This is a genomic window from Sphingobacterium sp. UBA3549, assembly GCF_002376635.1.
GTDB lineage: Bacteria > Bacteroidota > Bacteroidia > Sphingobacteriales > Sphingobacteriaceae > Sphingobacterium.
Genome location: NZ_DFOE01000001.1, coordinates 45,248 through 67,879, shown reverse-complemented (window position 1 = coordinate 67,879; position 22,632 = coordinate 45,248). Strand labels below are relative to the sequence as shown.

Here is a 22,632-nt window from a genome sequence, read left to right as displayed (position 1 = left end):
ATGAATACAATTGAAAAAAAAGAAGGTACTCCCCTTTTATCGATATATTTTACAGCTGGGTATCCAACATTGGACAGTACAATAAGTATTGCCAAGAAATTGGAAGAAGCCGGAGCGGACTTTCTGGAAATTGGTTTTCCCTATTCCGATCCTGTTGCGGACGGACCTGTCATTCAGCACAGTTCAGAAATTGCTTTGGCAAACGGTATGACGCTAGAAAAGCTGTTCGACCAATTGAATGACCTCCGTGAGCATATCGGTATCCCTGTATTTCTCATGGGATATTTTAATCCTGTGCTACAATTTGGTGTTGAAAAATTTTGTGAAGCATGTAAAAATGTAGGTGTAAACGGAGTGATTATACCGGATCTACCCATGGATGAATATGAAGACTTTTATAAAGAAACATTCGAGAAAAATGGAGTTGCCAATGTATTTATTGTAACACCACAGACATCGACAGAACGAATCAGAAAAATAGACAGCCTTTCTAAGAGTTTTATTTATTTACTTTCTTCAAATGCCACAACGGGTAAAACACTCGATGTTGGAGACAATACCGCAGCTTACTTCAAGCGGGTAAATGACCTTCAATTAAAAAACCCTTTGATCGTCGGCTTCGGTATTTCTGATAAAACAACCTTTCAAAAGGCAACTAGAGATACTGCAGGAGCTATCATAGGCACCGCATTTGTTAAACGGTTAAAAGATCAGGATTACCTCAACCAAATCCCATCATTTATCTCGTCCATCAAAGCTTAATCCACAAGCTAAAAATTAGCAAAACATTATTTTTTTATAAGCGTTCGATCTAAATTCTTTTTTCTTGGATCGAACGCTTATTTTTAAGGCAGTTTTGAAGATATATTTTTTTTCAAAACGAATAACTTTGCTGTCTTGATTCACCAAGGAATAAAACAGCCAGGCGATCAATATTGATATAACCATGGATACTCGACGAGATTTTTTAAAGAAAGCAGCTATGCTTGCTGGAGGGGCCTCTCTCTCCCATGTTATTCCATCCGCTATTGCAAAGGCAATGGCTATAAATCCAGCATTGGGCAGCACGTTTTATGATGCCGAGCACGTGGTTTTATTAATGCAGGAAAACCGTTCATTTGATCATGCCTTTGGGACACTGCGTGGTGTAAGAGGTTTTAATGATCCTAGAGCTATCCGGCAACCCAATCGGAATAAAGTCTGGTTTCAGACGCAAAAATCCGGAGAAACGTTTGCTCCCTTTCGATTGGATATCAAAGATTCAAAAATTACCTGGATGGGTTGTCTCCCACACAGTTGGACCGATCAAACCGACGCAAGAAATAATGGTAAAATGAACAGATGGCTGGATGTCAAACATTCCGGATTTAAAGAGTTTGCCAATCTGCCTTTGACTATGGGGTATTATACCCGTGAAGATATTCCTTTTTACTATTCACTGGCAGACTGTTTCACTATTTGCGATCAGCACTTTTGTTCAAGTATCACCGGTACTAATCCCAATAGACTTTACTTCTGGACTGCTAATATCAGAGAAAATCTGACGGGAAAAGCTTTAGTTTGGAATGGTGACTCCGAGTTTAGTGGCAAGGCGACATGGACAACCTTTCCCGAACGCCTTTCCGAATTAGGTGTAGACTGGAAGATCTATCAAAATGAAATTTCTTCGAGCAGTGCTGGATATAGTGGTGAAGCAAACAGCTGGTTAGCTAATTTTGGCTGCAATCCAATGGAGTACTTTCCACAATATCAGGTCAAATATCATCCGCGCTACCGTCAGCTTCTTACTTTAAAAAAGGAAGATCTCGAGCGTAAAATGAACGAAACAACAGCTGTCGACACACGCGAAAAATTAAATAAAGAGCTCAAGCATATCCAAGAGGAACTACAGTTATATACCGCCGAGAACTTTGAGAAGCTTGACGAGCGGACAAAAGATATTCATCGCCGTGCTTTTGTTAACAACAGCGCACAGCCCGATTACATGGAATTAGAAACTATGCAGTATCAGGAAGGGGATCAACAGCGAAAGTTACTGATTCCTAAAGGCGATGTTCTTTATCAGTTCCGAAAAGATGTTGAGGAGGGTAAACTTCCCACGGTATCTTGGTTAGCTCCACCGCAGCTTTTTTCTGACCATCCCGATTCTCCTTGGTTTGGAGCATGGTATGTTAGCGAAATTATGGACATTCTTACCCAGAATCCAGAAGTTTGGAAAAAAACAGTCTTTATACTTACCTATGACGAGAATGACGGATATTTTGATCACTTTGCACCTTTTACAGCACCAAATCCTAACGAAATAGAAAGTGGGAAAGTATCAGATGGAATAAATCCTGCGCTAGAATTTGTACTTCGTGATGAGCAATATTATCCTGAAAGCGGAAGAGAAAGCAATATAGGTCTCGGTTATCGTGTACCGATGGTCATAGCTTCTCCATGGACCAGAGGTGGCTGGGTTAATTCGCAAGTATTTGACCATACCTCCAGTTTACAATTCCTAGAGAAATTTATAACATATAAAACCAAGAAAGAGGTAAAGGAGACCAACATCAGCACTTGGCGACGTACCGTATGTGGAGACTTAACTTCGGCATTTAGACCCTACCATGGTGAAACTATGAATAAACCAATTCTACTTGAACGAGAGCCTTTTATCCAAGAGATCCACCAAGCAAAATTTAAAGGCGTTCCCATGGGCTTTAAAGCGCTTGATCCATCGGAAATCACACAAATTGAACAAGCCCCTAGTAGTTCGCCCTATTTTCCAAAACAAGAAAAGGGGCTTCGGGATTCGTGTATCCTTCCTTATGAACTTTATGTACATGGCGAATACCAACCCAAAGGGAATTATTGGGTCACATTTGAGGCTTCAAATAAAATCTTTGGCGAGCATTCAGCGGGTTCGCCTTTTACAGTCTACCATGCGGCTAAATACAAAGGAGAAGTTGGAACCTCAAGAAATTATGCTATTTCTCCAGGAGACAGTGTAACAGACCTTTGGTCACTAAACGACTTCGAAAAAGAAATATATCATCTCGAAATTCACGGTCCAAATGGATTTTATCGCGAATTTAAAGGCGATGGGAATAATCCACATGTAAAGATACGATGCACTTATGAAAAATGTAAAAATGGATCAGCATTTAGTGGCCGTTTATCTTTCTCCTGTACAAATCATGGAAAAACAGCTCAGCAACTTATGTTTGAAGATATCAGCTATGGTCAGAAAAAAAAGACTGTGAAAATTAAAGCTGGACAAGTTATCATCATACATTTTGACTTGGCTAATCAACACTTTTGGTATGACTTCCGGCTCACTTGCGCTGGCTTTCCAAACTTTGTGGAACACTATGCCGGTCGTGTCGAGATTGGAAATGTAGGAAAAAGCGATCCCTTATTCAATCGATAAACAAAGAGAAGGGCTGTTCAAAAAGACTGGATAGCCCACGTTTATTCGACTTTGCTGCTGACCCACACAATGTCCTGACTAAACCGCTTTAATACATTCATTCGTAACAATTACAAAACGATTAATCTCGAATACAAAATAAAAGAATACGGTTACCTTCAGCAGAGATAAAGCACATTCAAGTCAAAAAACTACACCGAAAGAAGATCCGATACTTTATTCCTGTATACGACGAGCGAGATGGTAAAAGCCCTTATATAATAGTACTGCCCCAACAATCAAAAAGCTAGCTAATAAATATGAGCCGACCGAATTGATAAATAATACATACATAACTCTGGTTATTTTTGGTTTTTCATTTGTGTCTACAAGTTATAACATTTATCCAAAATTTTACAAAAAAAAATTGCATATTTTCTCTATTTTTGTCTCGATGAAGAAAATCGCACTATTTATCGGCTTATTTTTCTATTTGCTCGCAGCAAGTGGTGCCTCAGTGCATCTTCATTTTTGCCAAGGGGAAACACAAAGTGTCTCGTTATCGGAAAGCCATAATATAGCCTGCCCTCTTTGTGCCAAGTCTACAAAAAAACAGCAGAAACACTGTCATGAAACAGGAAGCTGTAAAGATGTTAAGATCGAAGCACACAAGGTCGACAACTTCAGCAGAGTAACACAAAATCTTGATTTTAATACTTTTTCTCCCGCAATAATTACGCTTCATTGGATACTTAATTATTATCATTTCTCTGGGGAGGAAGACGATTTTTCTAAACTAAAGTATACCGGTTTTGCGAGCAACAATAGACAGAGCCCTCCTGTTTTTATTCTCAATCAAAATTTTAGAATTTAATATTACCTCTTTTCACTGAACGCAGTTCACTTTCTTGAATTGATTTAAGCGCAGTATAATTTTTATATTTTCATAAGAATGGCAGACTGCTATTCCCAACAATCATCTTTCCGTAGCGTATCACGGAACAAAAAAAGCGGATTTTAAATCGTTCAGCAAAAAAATTGTAGAACTGAAAAAAATAAATCCGTACTCCTTGCATATGGTTGCGCGATATCATGGAGGTAAAAATTAAATGCTAGTTGAAGCGAATACTCTTAATTAAAATGATGAATCAAATTTTCAAAAAAATATATACGACAACCATTCTAACCTTATTTTTTCTGGCGTTTGTACAGGCACAGACCGACAGTACGAGGACGCTTACCGTAGCTGGGAATTGTGCCATGTGTAAAAAACGCATTGAAACCGCAGCGAAAATGCATGGTGTAGAAACGGCCGTTTGGAATACAGGAGACAACCTCTTGCAAATCAGATATAACTCCCAAAAAGTTCAGCTGGAGACAATCAAGAAAAATATCGCTCAAGTTGGCCATGATGTAGACAACTTAGTTGCCACTGATGAATCCTATGCTAAGCTCCATGAATGTTGTATGTATCCGCGATTGGAAAATGGCAAAATACCCGAAAAGAAAACTATAACAACCGATAACCATGACCATCCACATACAGTAACCGGTGTGGTCGTTGAAGAAAACAAAAAGGGGGATCTTAAACCCATTGTTGGAGCCAATTTACACTGGGCCAACCTGCCTACCAAAAATACAAGGACAAACGAAAATGGCGTTTTTAAATTAGACCATAAAGAAGGATTCGACAAATTGGTGGTAAGTTACGTTGGAATGAAACCTGACACCATCACCATCAAAGATCTGCATGAAGTCATTATGATTACAGCAAAGGGTAATGTGTTGATGGAAGTTGAGGTTAAAGGAACACGACGCTCAAATTACATCGACCGTATGACACCTGCACGATTAGAAGTTCTCACGGGAAAAGAGCTCTTTAAAGCAGCTTGCTGTGATTTAAGCGAAAGCTTTGAAACTAACGCTTCTGTCGATGTTGTCAGTGCTGATGCTGTAACAGGTAGTAAACAGATTCAGATGCTAGGCCTGAGTGGTATTTACACCCAATTAACTGTCGAAAACTTACCCGGGCCGCGTGGGCTGGCTTCTCCATTAGGCTTAAATTCTATTGCAGGAACATGGATTGAATCAATTCAAATCGCGAAAGGCATAGGTTCCGTTGCTAACGGTTTCGAAAACATGGCCGGACAGATCAACGTCGAACTGAAGAAACCTCAAAATTCGGAAAGATTGTTTTTTAATGCCTATGCGAACAACATGGGCCGCACAGATGTCAACTTAAATCTTTCACAAAAAATTGGTCAACATTGGTCGACGGCAGTCCTATTGCACGACAATTTTATGTACAATAAGTCTATGAACTTTAGTCACAACGGGTTTAGAGATATACCAGTGGGTAATTTATTCTCCGGTGTCAACCGCTGGTTTTATGAAAATGGAAAAGGGCTGATGGTACAATTTGGGGTCAAATATCTCAATGATGACCGTACGGGTGGACAGATTGATTTCAACGAAAAGACAGATAAGGGAACCACAAATCGCTATGGTTTAGGATTTGATATTGAACGCGTAGAAGGTTTTGCCAAAATTGGTTACGTGTTCCCCGAAAATAAGCACCGTAGCATTGGTCTCCAACTCGCAGGATCAAACTATAATCAGAAAAGCTATTTTGGGCTTAATAACTACGATTCGGAGCAACAAAATGGCTATGCCAACCTCTTATTTCAAGATATCATCGGAACTGTTGCCCATAAATATCGTGTTGGAGCATCGGTTAATTATGACAATTACGACGAATGGTACTTAAAAGACAAAAACTTCAAACGTAAAGAGGTTGTTTCGGGCGCATTTGCGGAATATACCTATAGTCCATCAGAAAAGTTTGATGCTATCATTGGTCTACGCCAAGACTACAACTCCCTGTATGGTTGGTTTACAACTCCTCGTATACATTTACGTTATGCGCCGATTTCAGGAACAACAATTCGGGCTAGTTCTGGACGAGGTCAACGTACAGCAAATATATTTGCAGAGAATACCGCAGTCCTGGCAAGTAGCAGAAAATTGATTATTCAATCACCTAATGTATACGATAAAGCTTATGGGCTCCAACCGGAAGTTTCGTGGAACAGCGGAATAGCGATAGACCAAAGTTTGCAAATATTTGGACGAGAGGCTTCGGCATCTGTTGAGTTCTTCCATAACAGCTTTTCTAACCAGGTTGTCGTAGATTATGAAAATCCCCGAGAAATCAATTTCTATAATTTGTCTGGAAATTCTTTCTCCAATAGCTTACAAACAGAATTTCGTTTTATGCCAGCTCCTCATTTTGAAACGAGGTTGGCCTATCGCCTACTTGATGTGCAGACTGATTTCGAAAGTGGCAGAAAGACCAAACCGCTATTGGCTAAACACCGCGGCTTTGTCAACCTAGCCTATAACCACCATGCTGGCTGGAGTGTAGATTATACATTAAATGTGGTTGGACAAAAACGCATTCCATCAACCATTGAAAACCCTGTCGAATATCAGATGCCTACAGCATCGAAAGCATACGCGACAATGAATGCACAGATTAGCAAAACTTTTGGGAAAGAGAAAAATTTGACCGTGTATGTTGGTGGAGAAAATCTATCTAATTATTTCCAACGTATGCCAATCCTCGCAGCAGATCAACCTTTTGGAAACTATTTTGATACATCAATGCTTTGGGGGCCCTTAACAGGACGCATGTTCTACACTGGTATTCGGTATTTCATCAAATAAAAATGAAAATCTATTAGTATAAAAAAGCGGTTTCTGCCGCTTTTTTATACTAATTTTTTCAATTCTTGATAAAGCTTTGCCGTTGGTAATCCGACGACATTATTATATTCTCCCTCTATTTTTTCTATGGCAATTAAGCCGATCCATTCCTGTATTCCATAAGAACCAGCTTTATCTAACGGAGCAAATTTAGTAACATAATATTCGATTTCATCCCGATTTAATTCATAAAAATAGACTGTTGTCTTTTCGACAAAAGTGCTAATCTTGCCTTTCCACAAGATCGCTACTGCAGTCAATACCAAATGCTTCTTACCAGATAAATTTGTTAAAGTTGTTATAGCTTCCTGCGCATCTTTTGGTTTACCCAAAATTTCGCCCTTATCAGAAACTACAACCGTATCGGCACAGATAATCAAACAATCTACTGTATCCCTAAATGCTTCGGCTTTACAAATAGCGATTTGACGAACAGCCTCTATAGCAGAAAGATTTGGATCAACCGATTCCGCTGTCTCCCTTACCTCAACTTCGAATGTCAGACCAAGCCCTGCCAATAACTGTTTTCTCCGTGGGGATTGAGACCCTAATATCACTGTACTATTTTTTATATTTTCCAACATTCTTATATACTTTTTATCGTTTCGTCCTCATACCAATTGCCCTGCACTTTCATTACTTTTTCGATCATTTCACGCACAACCCCCTTACCGCCGCCAAAACCAGACACATAATGTGAAATTTCCTTAATTTCTTCCACACCATCCGCTGGAGAAACAGCTACACCAACTGCTTTCATGCAGCTGAAATCAGGTACATCGTCACCGATGTACATCAACTGATTTAATTCCAACTTGTAAGCATAAGCAAGTTCTTTCATTTTTGAAAGCTTATCACTCACTTTTGAATGTACTTCACTAACACCCAATCCTTTCATACGCATTTCAACACCGATCGATCCACCCCCGGTAATTATAAAAATCGGATAACCTTTTTTGATTGCCAACTGCATTGCGTATCCATCTTTGATATTAAAGGTGCGCAATTGATGTCCGTCTTCATTTACCTGCACGGTTCCGTCAGTCAACACACCGTCCACATCCAATACAAAAGCCTTTATCGATTTAAATTCGGTCAATATCATAAAAATATATTTTTGTAAATGTAAGGCATTTCTAATAAATAATTCGAGTAATGACATTAATCCAATGACCAACCCTGTCAAATAATTATTCAGATTAGTCAAAATATCATTTGTGTGTCACAACATAGTTGTATTAGCAACTTATTAGAAAAAATATTTGGAAGCTACTGCATATTTACTGTATCTTTGTTGAAGATAATTAAAGGTTATCTCACTATGAAACACTAATAGCAAGCAATCAAAGACGTTATTCACGTTTTATTTGCAAAAGATAAAAAAACAATCATTTTAGTTTTCATAGTAAAAAAAACGGCAACTAATTTAGTTTAGCGGCCTTTAAAGAGTCTTTTCATAATTTAGGTTTATAATTGGTTAGTAACGAACCCTGGTGCCCATCATCAGGGTTTTGTTTTTACCTACTTTCTTTCCTGTTCAGATTGACCAAATTATTTGTTTAGTCCACAGCTTTTGAAACTGATCCATTGGCATCCTAGTCCAAACTTTTTTATACGATGCTATACTTGCCCGAATAATGAGCTACACATCAGGAATAGAAAAAGACTGTCGTGTCGATATAAATGTATTTGGGATGCCCCTTGACTTTTCTATAGCGCTGTTTCTATTGTAGCTTTTGATTAATAGCAAGTTTTTTTGTTATTTTACATATATCTTTTTCCCCAGGTACAATCAAAAAACATTACCTACAGAAAAGTAAAACGATAAACTCATTCTCACATGAATCGAAAAAACTATAGAAAGCAAATTACCCTAGGAGTGATCATTTCTTTTTTGCTTATCTTCCTTTCAGCCCTATATTTTTTCATATCGCTGCATCATAATTTAAATAACGAGCGAACTATCGTTCAAATCGCCGAAAATAGATTTAATACTATTAATGAAATTAAATCAAATGTAGACGAAGTAAATGATGTCAAACTTGATTACCTGAATAAGAAAGATGCTTCGCTATTTATTCCCTACAAATTGGAATTAAGAAAAACCGATGAACTACTCCGCTCATTAAGCCTTAAAGATGATTTCTATCATTTCCCATTGAACAAAATTGAAAGCTTGCGCAAAGAAATTTCAGCATTTTATAACTTTGAAAAAGATATCGCAGATACAAGAGAAATTCAATTCAGATCCAATCACATTCACGAACAAAAAGCCTCCATATTAGGTCAGATCGATCTAATGTCAAAAGACTTATTGGATCAGCGGGGAAATCTTTTAGAAAAATCTAGAAACGATCTGCAAATAGCCCAATACATTACCTACCTGTTCATTGCTATAGGCTTAAGTGGATTCTTCTATATTCTTTCCAAGATTTCTTCTATCTCAAGATTTCTAAGGGCCACCGTGAAAAGTCAGCAGGAGTCTAACAGCCGTCTCCAACTATTGCAGGAACAAACAAACAATGATAACTGGATTTTGAATGCAATCAGTAGCATCGATGAACAGTTACGTGGAGATTATACAGACAAGAAAATTGCTGAAATAAGCCTACAGGCGATTGCCTCGTCGACTAGAGCACTGGGAGGAACAGTTTATATCTTCGACGACAATTATCAGGAATATCAGCTTTGCCACAAAATCGGCATTTCCGCAACACAATATATCAAACAAACATTTAAGGAAAATGACGGTATATTAGGCGAGGTCGCAAACAATCATGAGGTTGTTAAAATTAAAGATATTAACAACAAGCACCTTTTATTAGAAACCTCATTGGCAGATCGGGTAGAAACTGAGATTTATATTATTCCTTTTTCTTATGAAAAACATTGTGTCGGTATCATGGAGATATGCTGCCCAGTTGTCAACAAGAAAGACGAAAAACTGCGATTTAACTTTTTAAATAAAGCGAAAGATAACATTGCCGTTATCATTAAAGTGGCCCAAACGCATGGGAAGCTTGCCGATCTTTATGAGGAACTTCAACAACAAACCGAAGAACTGGAGACTCAACAGGAAGAGTTGAGAACAACGAATGAAGAGCTAATACATAAAACGCATCTATTAGAAGCCTCTGAAGAAGAACTTAGAGTGCAGCAAGAAGAACTTATCCAAACAAATAATGAGTTGGATGAGAAAGCAAAACTACTCTTTGCTCAAAACGAAGATCTGGAAAAAGCCCGTCAGGCGATAGCCCAAAAAATAGAGGAAGTAGAGCTATCTAGCAAGTATAAATCTGAATTTATGGCCAATATGAGCCATGAATTACGGACACCCCTTAATAGTATTCTGATTCTAGCCAAATTGCTTCAGGATAATAAAAAGAAAAATCTCACAGAAGATCAAATTAAATATGCTTCTGTCATTCATAGTGCCGGCTCAGATCTATTACATTTAATCAATGAATTGTTGGATTTGGCAAAAATAGAATCCGGCAAAGTTGAGGTACAAAAAGAGCGGATCAACACCAACTTTCTCGTAAATTATATTAAAGATTTTTTCAACGATACCGCAGCATCCAAAAGTATCCGCTTCCTACTTGATGTCGATATGAATGCTCCACAGGAATTTGTTGGTGATGAACATCGTATACAACAAGTCCTTAAGAATTTATTATCGAATGCATTTAAGTTTACGGGTGAAAGAGGAGAAGTTTTTTTTGGAATAAAAGCTGACGCGCAAAATCTTATTTTTACGGTCAAAGATAACGGTATTGGAATCGCCCCTGAAAAACAAGAGCTTATCTTCGATGCTTTTAAGCAGGAAGATGGTTCAACAAGCCGTAAATATGGCGGCACTGGTTTAGGTTTATCGATCTGTCGGGAAATCGCCAATTTATTGAAAGGAAAAATAACCTTATCCAGCAAAATCGGCGAAGGTAGCATCTTCATCTTTAGTATTCCACTAGAACAGGAAATACAAACCCCATTATTAAAAGTAGCATCTATCGATAATGAAAATAATTATCCGCCGCTAATTCTAAATGAAACTCCGATTGCTGCAAAAATTCAGGGGATAGAAAACGATGGAAAAAACAATAAATTGCTGATTATTGAGGACGACTTTATTTTTGCAGATATTTTAAAAGACTATGCCGAACAAAATGGTTATGATGTCTACATCAGCTATGATGGAAAAGATGGCTTACAAAAAGCTAAAAATTTACTACCTGCCGCGGTGATACTAGATATTATGTTGCCCAAAATGGATGGTTGGGAAGTACTTCGAAACCTGAAAAAAAATGACAACACCAAGGATATCCCAGTACACATGATGTCGGCAGGAACATTTTTACATGATGAACCTATTTCCGCAGGAGCCATCGGCTTTATGTCCAAACCAGTGTCAGAAGAATCTCTGGCCGAAACTTTCTTAAAAATAAAGGCATCGACAAGTCATCCACTGAAAAAAATTCTGTTGGTGGAAGATCAAGAAATCCAAAGCGATTTTATCAAACAATCTTTGGAAGAACAGCATATTCAGATCTTTCAGGCCTTCAATGCGGGACAAGCACTCGATTTATTGAATCAGGAGAAATCATTTGATTGTATCATTATGGACTTAAATCTCCCAGACAGATCGGGGATTGAACTCCTGAACGAAATCAAATCGAACAATCAATTTAAGAATTTACCGATTATCATCAATACGGCAATGGAACTCAGTACCGAGCAGACTTCTGAAATACTCCATCATAGCCAAGCCATGGTTCTCAAATCCGCTAAGTCAAACAACCGTCTAATTGATGAAGTAAATTTATTCTTAAATAAAATTCGTAGCAACAAACACGAATACACGATGTTCAACAACTCGGGGAACTCTGTAATTGCTGAGAACAATTTAGCTTCCAAAACAGTACTACTAGCAGATGACGATATGCGGAATATTTTTGCCCTCAGCACGGCGTTTGAAAGTTATGATATGAAGATTGAGATTGCCAATAATGGTCAGGAGGCATTGGATATTCTCGAACGAAATGACCAGATTGATCTTGTTTTAATGGATATTATGATGCCTGTTATGGATGGTTATGAGGCTATTGGGAAAATAAGGGCAAACAAAAAATTTGCGAATCTGCCTATTATTGCTGTGACGGCGAAAGCAATGAAAGGTGATCGCGAAAAAACGATCGCTGTTGGCGCAAACGATTATATTAGTAAACCGGTTGACGTAGACAAATTAATATCCTTAATGCGTGTATGGCTGAGTTAACCGTTAAAAAAGTGGCAATGATAAGTTTTGAAGAGTTAGAAGAAATTATTGATGTAGTCAAAAATCTCCACGGTTATGATGTATCTGGCTATACCAGAGCATCTCTCAAAAGACGTGTAACGAGAATTATGGAACTCAATAAATTCAATCTACAGGAATTGAAATCCAACTTGATCAATCAACCCGGATTCAGCACCTATTTTCTTCAGGAAATCACCGTAAATGTCACAGAAATGTTTAGGGATCCAGATTTTTATAAAGCTGTCAAAACGGAGGTGTTCCCCTATCTTGCAACTTATCCCCATATTAAAATTTGGAGCGCTGGTTGTTCGACGGGTGAAGAAGTATATTCGCTAGCCATATTGTTGGAAGAAGCAAATCTTTACCAACGTGCATTCATTTATGGCACTGATATTAACGGCAAAGTGCTAGAAAAAGCAAAACGCGGTATTTATTCTCTTGGAAAAGTCAAAGAATACTCGGAAAACTTTATCAAAACAGAACCCAAAAACTCATTGTCGGATTACTATACAGCGATGTACAATGCCGCAACAATTAATAATAGCCTCAAAAGAAATATCCTTTTCTCTATACATAGTTTAGTATCCGATGGCGTTTTTAACGAATTTCAGATGATTACCTGTCGTAATGTATTGATTTATTTTGATACTGCTTTGCAAAATAAAGTCTTGGATTTATTCTATTATTCACTCTGTCACCTGGGTTTTCTCTGTTTGGGGGCGAAGGAATCTCTGATCAATTATAAAGATGCTGCCAAATTTAAGATCGTAAACAAAAAACATAATATTTACCAAAAAATTGGGTAATAGAAAATGGAAAGAAAAATTCTTTTGTTAGCAGGCTCTGCAGGTGGCTTTAGTGTGATTCTGAACATTCTTAAATCATTGGAACACCCTATACGCATACCCGTTATTGTCATTGTACATAGAAACCCTAAATACGCTTCTACCATCGAAGAAACACTCTCCAAAGCACTCGTTCAAAAAATAAAGACCGCTGATGATAAAGAAGCAATAGAAAATGGCACTATTTACTTTGCACCTGCTGGTTATCACCTATTAGTTGAACCAGATTATAGTTTTTCTTTGGATATCTCTGAACCTGTTCAATACTCAAGACCTTCAATTGATGTAACTTTTGAGTCTGTAGCCGAAGTATATAGAGAAAACTGTATTGCTATATTATTCTCAGGAGCGAATCAAGATGGCGCACAAGGTTTACTCATGATAAAACGATATGGAGGAAAAACTGTTGTACAAGATCCTACAACTGCTGAAGTTCCCGTTATGCCCGAAGCAGCTATTCAACTTGGAGCACAAGAACGTATTTTGACCATTCAAGAAATTAAAGATTACATCAAGCAGTTGACATAAATTGTAGTTAGATTTGCTATAATGAAGAAGATAAATATATTGATTGTCGATGATAAAATTGAAAACATTATCAGTCTAACAGCCCTGTTGGAGGATATAGAAAATATAAACATAGTGACGAGTACAGATCCCAATGACGCTTTAAAGATCTGTTGGAAAGAACAGATTGATTTAGCGCTCGTCGATGTCCAGATGCCGGAAATCAATGGTTTTGAATTCGTTTCCTTTCTAAAGAATAATCCGAAAACTAACCATATTATCACAATTATGGTAACGGCAATTTCTAAAGAAGATAAATACCTTATACAGGGGCTCAATAGCGGAGCTGTAGATTATCTGTATAAACCACTTAATCCAGAAGCCACTATAGCAAAAGTAAAATCTTTCGTTCAGCAACTACTGATTCAGCAAGAAATTAAAGAAAAAAACATTGCCTTAGAGGAATCTAAGCAAGCTATTCTTAAAGCTAAAGAGGAGGCCGACCTTGCCAGAAAATCCAAGGAAACATTTCTAGCGAATATGAGCCATGAGATTCGTACTCCTATTAATGGTATTATGGGGATTACACAGATGCTAAAAAACTCCCAGCTTACCCTAGAACAAGAAAATTGGATCAATAAACTGGACTCTGCATCGCAAAATTTGCTGAATATCATCAACGACATACTGGACCTTTCCAAGGTTGACTCAGGAATGATGAAGCTTAATATGGAATCCACATCAGTCCATGATATCACAGATGACCTAAACAATCTCTTTATTGATAAAGCCAACTACAAGGGACTGAATTTTTCAATTGATGTCGACGATCGCATCACAAGTTATTTTCTGACAGATCCATTGCGATTGAAACAAATATTGACCAATTTTATTTCCAACAGTTTCAAATTCACCGCCGAAGGCGCTGTCCTCTTAAAAATTCAGCTCTTATCGGAAGACAACCACAATATTTGTTTACGGTTTCAGGTCATCGATACAGGAATTGGCATTGCAGAAGATGCCCTTGAAAAAATATTTATTGCTTTTGAACAGGGCGAGGATAGCATTACCAAAAAATTTGGAGGTACAGGATTAGGTCTCGCCATCGTAAAGCGGATTGCAGCACTGCTCAACGGTAAAGTCTTTGCCTCGAGTGAATACGGAAAGGGCAGCGTGTTTTCATTTGAATGTAATTTTGACAAAATCAAAGATAAGCCTGTAGAGAAAGAAACCCAAGTACTCTACACAGAATTGCCGAAGTTCAATTTCCCAATGGTTCTAATTGCAGAAGACAACGAATTGAACAGTTTCATGTTGGCGAATATCCTCAAAAGCTGGAATTGCAATATTACTTTGGCAACCAATGGTCTTATTGCCCTAGAAGAGATTAATAAGAAAAAAATCGACCTGGTATTTATGGATGCACACATGCCATTGATGAGCGGTTTTGAAGCAATTAAGGAAATACGTCGAAACACAAATCCGGTAATCGCCAATATGCCCATCATTTCGATTTCGGCGTCTGTGCTACAAGCCGAACAACAGGAAGCTCTTGATGCTGGAGCAAATGAAGTTGTTGGAAAACCATTCGACCCGATCAAGCTATATAAAACAATTGATACTTTATTGTCAAAATTGAAATGATAGTTTCAATTTATCAATGAATTGATTACTTTTAGAACATAAACAATATGTATTGATGTTGGTTGTCATGAACATATATCCAGAAAGGGATCAAAGTTTATAATAACTTCATCACTAAACCGCTGAAGGCAGTGGAAATGCCTATAATAAATAGAAGATAAACAAACAATCATTCAAATGAAAAAACTTTTTATGATACCAGCAGTTGCAGTTGCTTTATCAATTGCCTCTTGCGGTGGAAACAGTGACAAGTCTGAAAAATCTACGAGTACAGAAGCGGCAACCTCGACAGAAAGCCAAGCAACAGAAACAGTACCTGGTATTGAAAACGTAGCTATTTCCAACAACCTATCTTTAGAAGGTAACGATCAAATGAAATTTGACAAGGATTTATTCCGTGTAAAGGCTGGCGAACCTGTTGAATTATCTTTTAAAAATGCAGGTACAATGCCTAAAGAGTCTATGGGGCACAATGTAGTTATCTTAAAACCAGGAGTTGATCTGCCCACTTTTGGTGCGGAAGCTGCTGCAGCTGCTGCAGACGAATATATCCCAAAATCGGCTTTATCTTCAATTGCAGCCCACACCAAATTGTTGGGACCTGGAGAAACTGATAAAATCACGTTTACACTTGAAAAAGGTGTTTATACCTTTATCTGTAGCTTCCCTGGTCACTACGGTGTCATGCAAGGAAAAATTGTTGCAGAATAATCAGTAAATAAAAAAAAGGTATTCAAAACATGAATACCTTTTTACTTATCCTCCCTCCCAAGCGCCTATCATTTTGGTTATGGTGTGTAATTTCTCGCTATTTATCAAATAAATGTAAAGTAAGGCGCTTTAGTCACAAATCGTAAGTTTTGATTTCCTATCCCATTAATAATCATTAAATTTGTGGTACAAAAAAATAAAACGTAATCAATGCAATACGACGTAATTGTAATCGGAAGTGGTCCAGGTGGATATGTAGGAGCTATCCGTTGTGCCCAATTAGGATTAAAAACAGCTGTTATCGAAAAATATAGCACATTTGGTGGTACTTGTCTTAACGTTGGATGTATTCCTTCTAAAGCACTTTTAGATGCTTCGGAGCATTACCACAATGCTGCGCACAATTTTGATACATTCGGCATCAGTTTGAAAGACCTGAAAGTAGATATGGCAAAGATGATTGCTCGTAAAGACGATGTCATTGCACAAAATACTGCCGGTATTACCTTCCTATTCAAAAAGAATAAAATTGACAGTTTTCAGGGTGTGGGTTCATTTGTGGACAAAAACACGATCAAAATAACAAAAGCAGATGGTTCTACAGAACAGATCACTGGTAAAAATATAATTATTGCGACCGGATCGAAACCAACTTCATTGCCCTTTTTGCCGGTTGATAAAAAGAGAATCATTACCTCTACAGAAGCGCTTAACCTAAAAGAGATACCTAAACACCTTATTGTCATCGGTGGTGGTGTGATTGGTTTGGAATTGGGTTCAGTTTACGCCCGTTTAGGTTCAAAAGTTTCTGTTGTTGAATTTGCAAAATCCATTATCGGCACAATGGATGCTGGCTTAGGGAAAGAACTACAGCGTGTTTTGAAAAAATCATTGGGAATGGAGTTCTATCTGGGGCATAAAGTAACAGGCGCTTCCGCTAATGGCGATGTCGTAAATGTAACTGCAGAGGATCCGAAGGGACAACAAATTACTTTAGAGGGCGACTATTGCATCGTAGCAGTTGGTCGTACCGCATATTCAGAAGGATTAGGATTAGAAAATATCGGCATTACTGTAGAAGAAAGAGGTAAAAAAATACCCGTCAATGCACACCTTGAAACAGCCGTACAAGGCGTCTTCGCTATCGGAGATGTAATCACTGGAGCGATGTTAGCCCATAAAGCTGAAGACGAAGGTGTATATGTCGCAGAATATATCGCAGGTCAAAAACCACATATTGATTATAATTTGATTCCAGGCGTCGTTTATACGTGGCCAGAAGTTGCATCTGTTGGAAAAACTGAAGAGCAACTTAAAGAAGCTGGTGTTAAGTACAAAGCAGGATCATTCTCTTTCAAAGCCTCTGGCCGTGCAAAAGCGTCTGGCGATACTGATGGTTTCGTAAAAGTACTCGCTGATGCCACTACTGATGAAGTATTAGGCATACATATGATTGGTCCACGTGCCGCAGATATAATTGCTGAGGCTACGGTAGCCATGGAATACCGCGCATCTGCAGAAGATATCGCACGTATTTGCCATGCACACCCAACCTATACAGAAGCACTCAAAGAAGCTGCGCTAGCAGCTACAGCAAATCGAGCAATACACGCTTAGGCGTCAATGTAAAATACTCAAGGGGAAAAGGAAACTTTTCCCCTTTGCCTTAAATATCTATACACAATGAATTTTTATACAAGAAAATGGGTCAAACCCGAAGACCTAAATCCTAACGGAACATTATTTGGAGGAACATTGCTGCGATGGATAGATGAAGAAGCGGTAATCTATGCTATCGTTCAACTTGGGAACCCAAAAGTAGTTACAAAGTTTATTTCAGAAATAAACTTTGTAAGCTCAGCAAAACAAGGTGATATTCTAGAACTGGGCATTGAAGCCATCAATTTTGGAACAACATCCTTAACTATGCGCTGTGAAGTCCGCAATAAAATATCCAAAAAGACAATTCTATCGATCGAAAAACTGGTATTTGTAAATTTGGATGAGGATGGCAATCCCGCACCTCATGGCAGGAACAGCATCACTTATGCTTACATGGGTATTGAGAAAACAGGAAGAGATGATTAAACATCTCCCTGTTGTTCTTAAAATCTGTGTTTCTTGTCAATAATCGTGCGAACTACTGTTCGTCTTACAGATAGGCTTTTCTTCATTTCTATTTTCGATCTCACTCGCTAAGAAAATTCAGGCATCAATACACTGTATCACAAGACTAAGACTTTTGTCTTTTTCCTTCAATTTCCTTTTTTAGATCCAATTCTACCCAAAAGCCAAAAATAGGAATCAAAGAAGCCAAGAAATATTTAATAGCCTTTAAGATAGGCCACTTGTATTCTACGGTAGACATAATTAGCATAACGACAAAAATAACGACAAAAAAGCCATGAATGGAGCCTGCTATTTTCACTGCTTCTGGTATTCCCGCGAAATATTTCAGAGGCATAGCAATAAAAAACAAGCAAATTGTGGAAATAGCTTCCCACAGTGCAATCTGTCTAAATATTCTTAACATAATGATAAACTGTCTATTGTGAATTCCAAAAATAAGACTCTAAATAAGGATTAACTATTATTTTTACCCCTTTGACTAAGATGTGACATTCACCTACAAACAACGACAGTGTTTTATCAGAAACCGCCAATTTTACAATAAATTGTTCAGTTTCATCAGAAAAAATGCGTACTTTTGAATGAATATAGGCTTCACATATTTTGGTATTTGAAGCTATAACACTCAACTACAGAATATTTATTTATATGAATTACGACATCATTGTAATCGGTAGTGGTCCAGGCGGGTATGTTGCTGCCATTAGAGCCGCTCAGTTAGGGTTCAAAACAGCGATTATTGAACGCGAATCATTAGGCGGAATCTGTCTAAACTGGGGCTGTATCCCTACAAAAGCATTATTGAAAAGTGCTCAGGTATTTGAATATTTAAACCATGCCGCTGATTACGGCATCAATGTTCAAGGTGGTGAGGCCGATTTTGAAGCTATCGTCAAAAGAAGCCGCGGAGTTGCTGAAGGAATGAGTAAAGGTATACAGTTTTTGATGAAAAAGAATAAAATCGACGTTATCAATGGTACTGCAAAAATTAAAAAAGGTGGTAAAATCGATGTTAAAGGAGCAGACGGTTCTACTAAAGAATATTCGGCAAAACATACGATCCTTGCGACTGGTGCACGCTCGCGTGAATTGCCTAATTTACCTCAAGATGGTAAAAAGATAATTGGTTACCGTCAGGCAATGACACTACCTAAAAAACCAAAATCTTTGGTTGTTGTAGGGTCTGGTGCTATCGGTGTCGAATTTGCTTATTTCTATAATGCAATTGGAACGAAAGTGACTATCGTCGAATTTATGGATAGAATAGTTCCTGTTGAAGATGAAGAAATTTCAAAACAATTAGAGAAAAGTTTGAAGAAACAAGGCATCTCTGTTTTAACAAAGTCAGAAGTTCAATCTGTTGATACATCAGGTGAGTTGAGCAAAGTTTCAATCAAAACCGAAAAAGGTATAGAAGTGATCGAAGCAGAGATTGTATTATCTGCTGTTGGTATTGCTCCAAATATCGAAAATATAGGATTGGAAGAAGTTGGTGTAAAAACTGAGCGTGGACGTGTTGTAGTAGATGATTTCTACAAAACAAACATCGAAGGCGTGTATGCTATCGGAGATATCGTTAAAGGTCAAGCCTTGGCTCACGTTGCGTCAGCAGAAGGGATCACTTGTGTTGAAAAAATCAAAGGTCTACATGTTGAACCGATCGATTACAACAACATCCCCGGCTGTACATATTGTTCACCAGAAATTGCATCTGTAGGTTATACCGAAAAAGCTGCTAAAGAAGCTGGTTATGAAATAAAAGTTGGTAAGTTCCCTTTCTCCGCTTCTGGAAAAGCTTCAGCTGCTGGTGCAAAAGATGGGTTTGTAAAAGTTATCTTTGACGCTAAATACGGTGAATTCCTAGGTGCACACCTCATCGGAGCCAATGTGACAGAGATGATTGCGGAAGTTGTTGTTGCCCGTAAATTGGAAACAACAGGTCACGAAATGATTAAAACTATCCATCCTCATCCTACCATGAGTGAAGCAATTATGGAAGCTTGTGCTGATGCCTACGGAGAAGTAATCCACTTATAGCATTCGGAAAATAAAATTTAAATTTTATTTTCCGAATGAATAAAGAAGCTACATAACCAGTCTTGACTTAAAGACGATCTGTTGGTCTGGCGCTTCAGGATTATCTATTCGATCGAATAGAATTTCTGCTGCTTTGCGCGCTTGCATTCCCGGAAACTGTTCAATACGTCCCATTGGTGGATTTTCCATATATTGCCATAAAGGATAGTTCGCATAGCTGATGAAAAAGATATCCTGATTCAATACAAGACCTTTCTGCCGTGCTGCTTTCATCAAGTCAAGCGTTACAAAATCATTAAAAGAAATTATCGCTGAGGGTCGCGCAGACATCGCAAATATACTATCCATAGCGCTTTCATTTCCTTCCGTACTCAAATCCGTTTCGATGATATTCTTATCAAGAATATCCATACCATTTCTCTTCATAGCAGATAGATAGGCAACTTTTCTGTCTTCACTAGCTGGCAATGTTTTCGGTCCATTTACAAGAGCAATAATTTTGTGACCACAGGCCACGAAAGCATCAACGGCTTCGTTCATACCAGTAGAAAGGTCACTTTGTACTTTATTGATATGAGGCAAACTTGGTACACAGTCAAAAAAGACAACCGGGATATCCGAAGCACCCAATTTTTCGATAAACTCCAAATTAGTAGTCTTTTTACCGATAGACATTAAAATTCCATCGACACGATGGTTTTTAAATGTTTTTAAGATCTGCTCTTCACGATCGGGATCATCCAATGATTGTCCCATTAGAACAGTGTATCGGTGCTCAGATGCAACATTTTCAATTTCACTGATAGCAAAGGAAAAAAACGGTTCAGACAGACTCGGCAAGATAACAGCAATGGTAAATGTTTTGCGCTGTTTGAAGAATATGGCTGTTTGATTGGGTTCGTAATTCAATTCTTCGGCCATTTTTTTTACCCGCATTGTTGTTACCAATCCAATACTCGGATGATCATTCAATGCTCTAGAAACTGTTGAAGGACTGATTTTCAGCTTCTTGGCAATTTCTTTAATCGTGGCAGGCTTGTTCACTTTGTTCATAAATCCAAGGGCTTTATATAAAAATAGGGCTTTTATATCCCTAATCATAATTTTTTCCAACAATATTGACTACGATTCTAATGACAATATCGTCTTGGTAGATTAAACAAATATACTTACTGTAAACTTAGTCTACAAATTGAATTGCGCTTGGTTCAACAGTAAACTCATTCGCAAGGAAGTCCAAAGGCACGATCCCCCTAAAAATAAGTTCATCCAAAAAGTAAACTTTTACCTCATCCTCATATTCGCCCCAGTCCACAAATTTCACTTTATTAAGCTGTTCAAGAGGATTTCCTTTTGTTAAGATACAAATATGCTTACCTTCAGCTTTTAACGCTTTAAATAGCATATTAATGTGATCAAACAACTGTAATCTCAGTGGCAAAATAGCATTCACATGAAGTCGCTCAAAATTCTCCTTATATTTTTGGTCCAATCCGAAGGCTTGTTGCGCATGTTCAAACAATAAATCTTCTCCTTGACGCTCAAGGTGATCTTTCATAAATTGAATCAAATCTGCTTGAGCTGGAACCGTCTCAGTAAATTCTATAAAATTAGCGAAAAGGTAATAGACCTGTAGTAGGTAATCTTTTTTAGAAAAAATAACATCATCTAATTCAAAAACATAAACCTTTTTTTCTTCTGGAAACATCATCTATGAATAAAGCTTAAATTATGGAAAGTGCCTACATCGATAAAAACAAAAACAATAGCACTGGCAGCGAAAATAAGAGGCTATTTGGACACACAAATTAGTGCTAAATCCTCTCCAGAATCAGAGGCAGCAAACAAGCCGTCAAATGATCTTTCGATAGTCGTCGAGTCCAATAAATCGTTACCCTTAGAAAGAAGTCTATAAGGCAGGTCTGTTGGAGGGTTTTCCATAAGAGGGATTGTTTCGAGCAGATCTTTATCCGGAACAAGAACTGAGATTTGATATTCCTCAAATAAAACTTTGGCTACAGACAGGGGTTCAAGTTCGAAGCCGCCCAAAGGCAATACATAATCCACCTGTTGATCTAGACATAATTTAAGCACCTCGTGTGCAAAAGTAGGAAGAAGACCTTTCGGAATTCTGGCGTATTTATCGGACTTTAAAAGCAATCCGGGGATTTCTTCTGAACTTGCAAATAATACTTCGAAATTAGCGCCGAGCTTTTTTGCTATACGCATCGCCAAAGGCCTAGTCCCGAAAGTTATGAGTATTTTTTTCATTAAAACCTATTTATAATCCCAATATTTCAGGATGTTGT

Annotated in this window: 18 protein-coding genes; 12 read left to right on the top strand and 6 right to left on the bottom strand. The window is 37.9% G+C overall.

The features are described from left to right. From trpA to B2W36_RS00280, 4 genes are all read left to right on the top strand, one after another. The gene (trpA, locus tag B2W36_RS00295) at nucleotides 1-762 is read left to right on the top strand and encodes a tryptophan synthase subunit alpha (protein WP_293879600.1); all 762 of its coding nucleotides are present in this window, start codon (nucleotides 1-3) and stop codon (nucleotides 760-762) included. 184 nt (nucleotides 763-946) lie between these two features. After that, a complete protein-coding gene (locus B2W36_RS00290) occupies nucleotides 947-3,412 on the top strand; it encodes a phosphocholine-specific phospholipase C (protein ID WP_293879599.1) in 2,466 nt (821 codons plus the stop codon). A 433-nt stretch (nucleotides 3,413-3,845) separates the two neighbouring features. Next, nucleotides 3,846-4,265 (top strand): HYC_CC_PP family protein, encoded by a 420-nt coding sequence (locus B2W36_RS00285; RefSeq protein WP_293879598.1) that lies wholly within the window; start codon nucleotides 3,846-3,848, stop codon nucleotides 4,263-4,265. Between the two features lie 266 nt (nucleotides 4,266-4,531). Then, nucleotides 4,532-7,117, top strand: coding sequence for a TonB-dependent receptor domain-containing protein (locus B2W36_RS00280; protein WP_293879597.1), 2,586 nt, complete (start codon nucleotides 4,532-4,534; stop codon nucleotides 7,115-7,117). Between the two features lie 44 nt (nucleotides 7,118-7,161). Here the strand turns inward: B2W36_RS00280 and B2W36_RS00275 are convergent, their stop codons facing one another. Together B2W36_RS00275 and B2W36_RS00270 are read right to left on the bottom strand one after the other, a co-directional pair. Then, nucleotides 7,162-7,740, bottom strand: a complete 579-nt coding sequence (locus B2W36_RS00275; protein ID WP_293879596.1) for a Maf family protein — start codon at nucleotides 7,738-7,740, stop codon at nucleotides 7,162-7,164. Between the two features lie 2 nt (nucleotides 7,741-7,742). Continuing rightward, nucleotides 7,743-8,261 (bottom strand): KdsC family phosphatase, encoded by a 519-nt coding sequence (locus B2W36_RS00270; RefSeq protein WP_209578601.1) that lies wholly within the window; start codon nucleotides 8,259-8,261, stop codon nucleotides 7,743-7,745. Between the two features lie 735 nt (nucleotides 8,262-8,996). On the opposite strand from B2W36_RS00270, the gene B2W36_RS00265 reads away from it, so the two are divergent. The 7 genes from B2W36_RS00265 (at nucleotide 8,997) to B2W36_RS00235 (ending at nucleotide 18,244) form a co-directional block, all read left to right on the top strand. After that, nucleotides 8,997-12,428 carry a hybrid sensor histidine kinase/response regulator gene (locus B2W36_RS00265; RefSeq protein WP_293886103.1) on the top strand — a complete coding sequence of 1,144 codons (3,432 nt, stop codon included), beginning with the start codon at nucleotides 8,997-8,999 and terminating at the stop codon, nucleotides 12,426-12,428. After that, nucleotides 12,416-13,255 (top strand): CheR family methyltransferase, encoded by an 840-nt coding sequence (locus B2W36_RS00260; RefSeq protein ID WP_293886102.1) that lies wholly within the window; start codon nucleotides 12,416-12,418, stop codon nucleotides 13,253-13,255. Before B2W36_RS00265 ends, B2W36_RS00260 begins: the two co-directional genes overlap by 13 nt. Before the next feature lie 6 nt (nucleotides 13,256-13,261). Continuing rightward, the gene (locus tag B2W36_RS00255) at nucleotides 13,262-13,822 is read left to right on the top strand and encodes a chemotaxis protein CheB (RefSeq protein ID WP_209578603.1); all 561 of its coding nucleotides are present in this window, start codon (nucleotides 13,262-13,264) and stop codon (nucleotides 13,820-13,822) included. A gap of 21 nt (nucleotides 13,823-13,843) precedes the next feature. Next, a complete protein-coding gene (locus tag B2W36_RS00250; RefSeq protein WP_293879593.1) occupies nucleotides 13,844-15,445 on the top strand; it encodes a response regulator in 1,602 nt (533 codons plus the stop codon). 177 nt (nucleotides 15,446-15,622) lie between these two features. Further along, the gene (locus B2W36_RS00245; protein ID WP_209578605.1) at nucleotides 15,623-16,156 is read left to right on the top strand and encodes a plastocyanin/azurin family copper-binding protein; all 534 of its coding nucleotides are present in this window, start codon (nucleotides 15,623-15,625) and stop codon (nucleotides 16,154-16,156) included. Between the two features lie 210 nt (nucleotides 16,157-16,366). Beyond that, on the top strand, nucleotides 16,367-17,773 hold the full coding sequence (gene lpdA, locus B2W36_RS00240; protein WP_293886101.1) for a dihydrolipoyl dehydrogenase: 1,407 nt from the start codon (nucleotides 16,367-16,369) through the stop codon (nucleotides 17,771-17,773). Nucleotides 17,774-17,839: 66 nt separating this feature from the next. Beyond that, nucleotides 17,840-18,244, top strand: coding sequence for an acyl-CoA thioesterase (locus B2W36_RS00235; RefSeq protein ID WP_209578607.1), 405 nt, complete (start codon nucleotides 17,840-17,842; stop codon nucleotides 18,242-18,244). 145 nt (nucleotides 18,245-18,389) lie between these two features. Here B2W36_RS00235 and B2W36_RS00230 read toward each other — a convergent pair whose 3' ends face one another. Further along, complete coding sequence (locus B2W36_RS00230) at nucleotides 18,390-18,689, bottom strand: DUF3817 domain-containing protein (protein WP_293879591.1); 300 nt, start codon at nucleotides 18,687-18,689, stop codon at nucleotides 18,390-18,392. 245 nt (nucleotides 18,690-18,934) lie between these two features. Between B2W36_RS00230 and lpdA (B2W36_RS00225) the strand changes: the two genes are divergently transcribed. Continuing rightward, nucleotides 18,935-20,323 (top strand): dihydrolipoyl dehydrogenase, encoded by a 1,389-nt coding sequence (gene lpdA, locus B2W36_RS00225; RefSeq protein WP_293886100.1) that lies wholly within the window; start codon nucleotides 18,935-18,937, stop codon nucleotides 20,321-20,323. Nucleotides 20,324-20,371: 48 nt separating this feature from the next. On the opposite strand, the gene B2W36_RS00220 is transcribed toward lpdA (B2W36_RS00225), so the two are convergent. The 3 genes from B2W36_RS00220 to B2W36_RS00210 all read right to left on the bottom strand — a co-directional run bounded on the left by B2W36_RS00220 (nucleotide 20,372) and on the right by B2W36_RS00210 (nucleotide 22,594). Then, nucleotides 20,372-21,376 (bottom strand): LacI family DNA-binding transcriptional regulator, encoded by a 1,005-nt coding sequence (locus B2W36_RS00220; protein ID WP_293879590.1) that lies wholly within the window; start codon nucleotides 21,374-21,376, stop codon nucleotides 20,372-20,374. A gap of 127 nt (nucleotides 21,377-21,503) precedes the next feature. Then, complete coding sequence (locus B2W36_RS00215; protein ID WP_293886099.1) at nucleotides 21,504-22,031, bottom strand: HAD hydrolase-like protein; 528 nt, start codon at nucleotides 22,029-22,031, stop codon at nucleotides 21,504-21,506. 83 nt (nucleotides 22,032-22,114) lie between these two features. Continuing rightward, nucleotides 22,115-22,594 (bottom strand): hypothetical protein, encoded by a 480-nt coding sequence (locus tag B2W36_RS00210; RefSeq protein WP_293886098.1) that lies wholly within the window; start codon nucleotides 22,592-22,594, stop codon nucleotides 22,115-22,117. Nucleotides 22,595-22,632 lie beyond the last annotated feature (38 nt).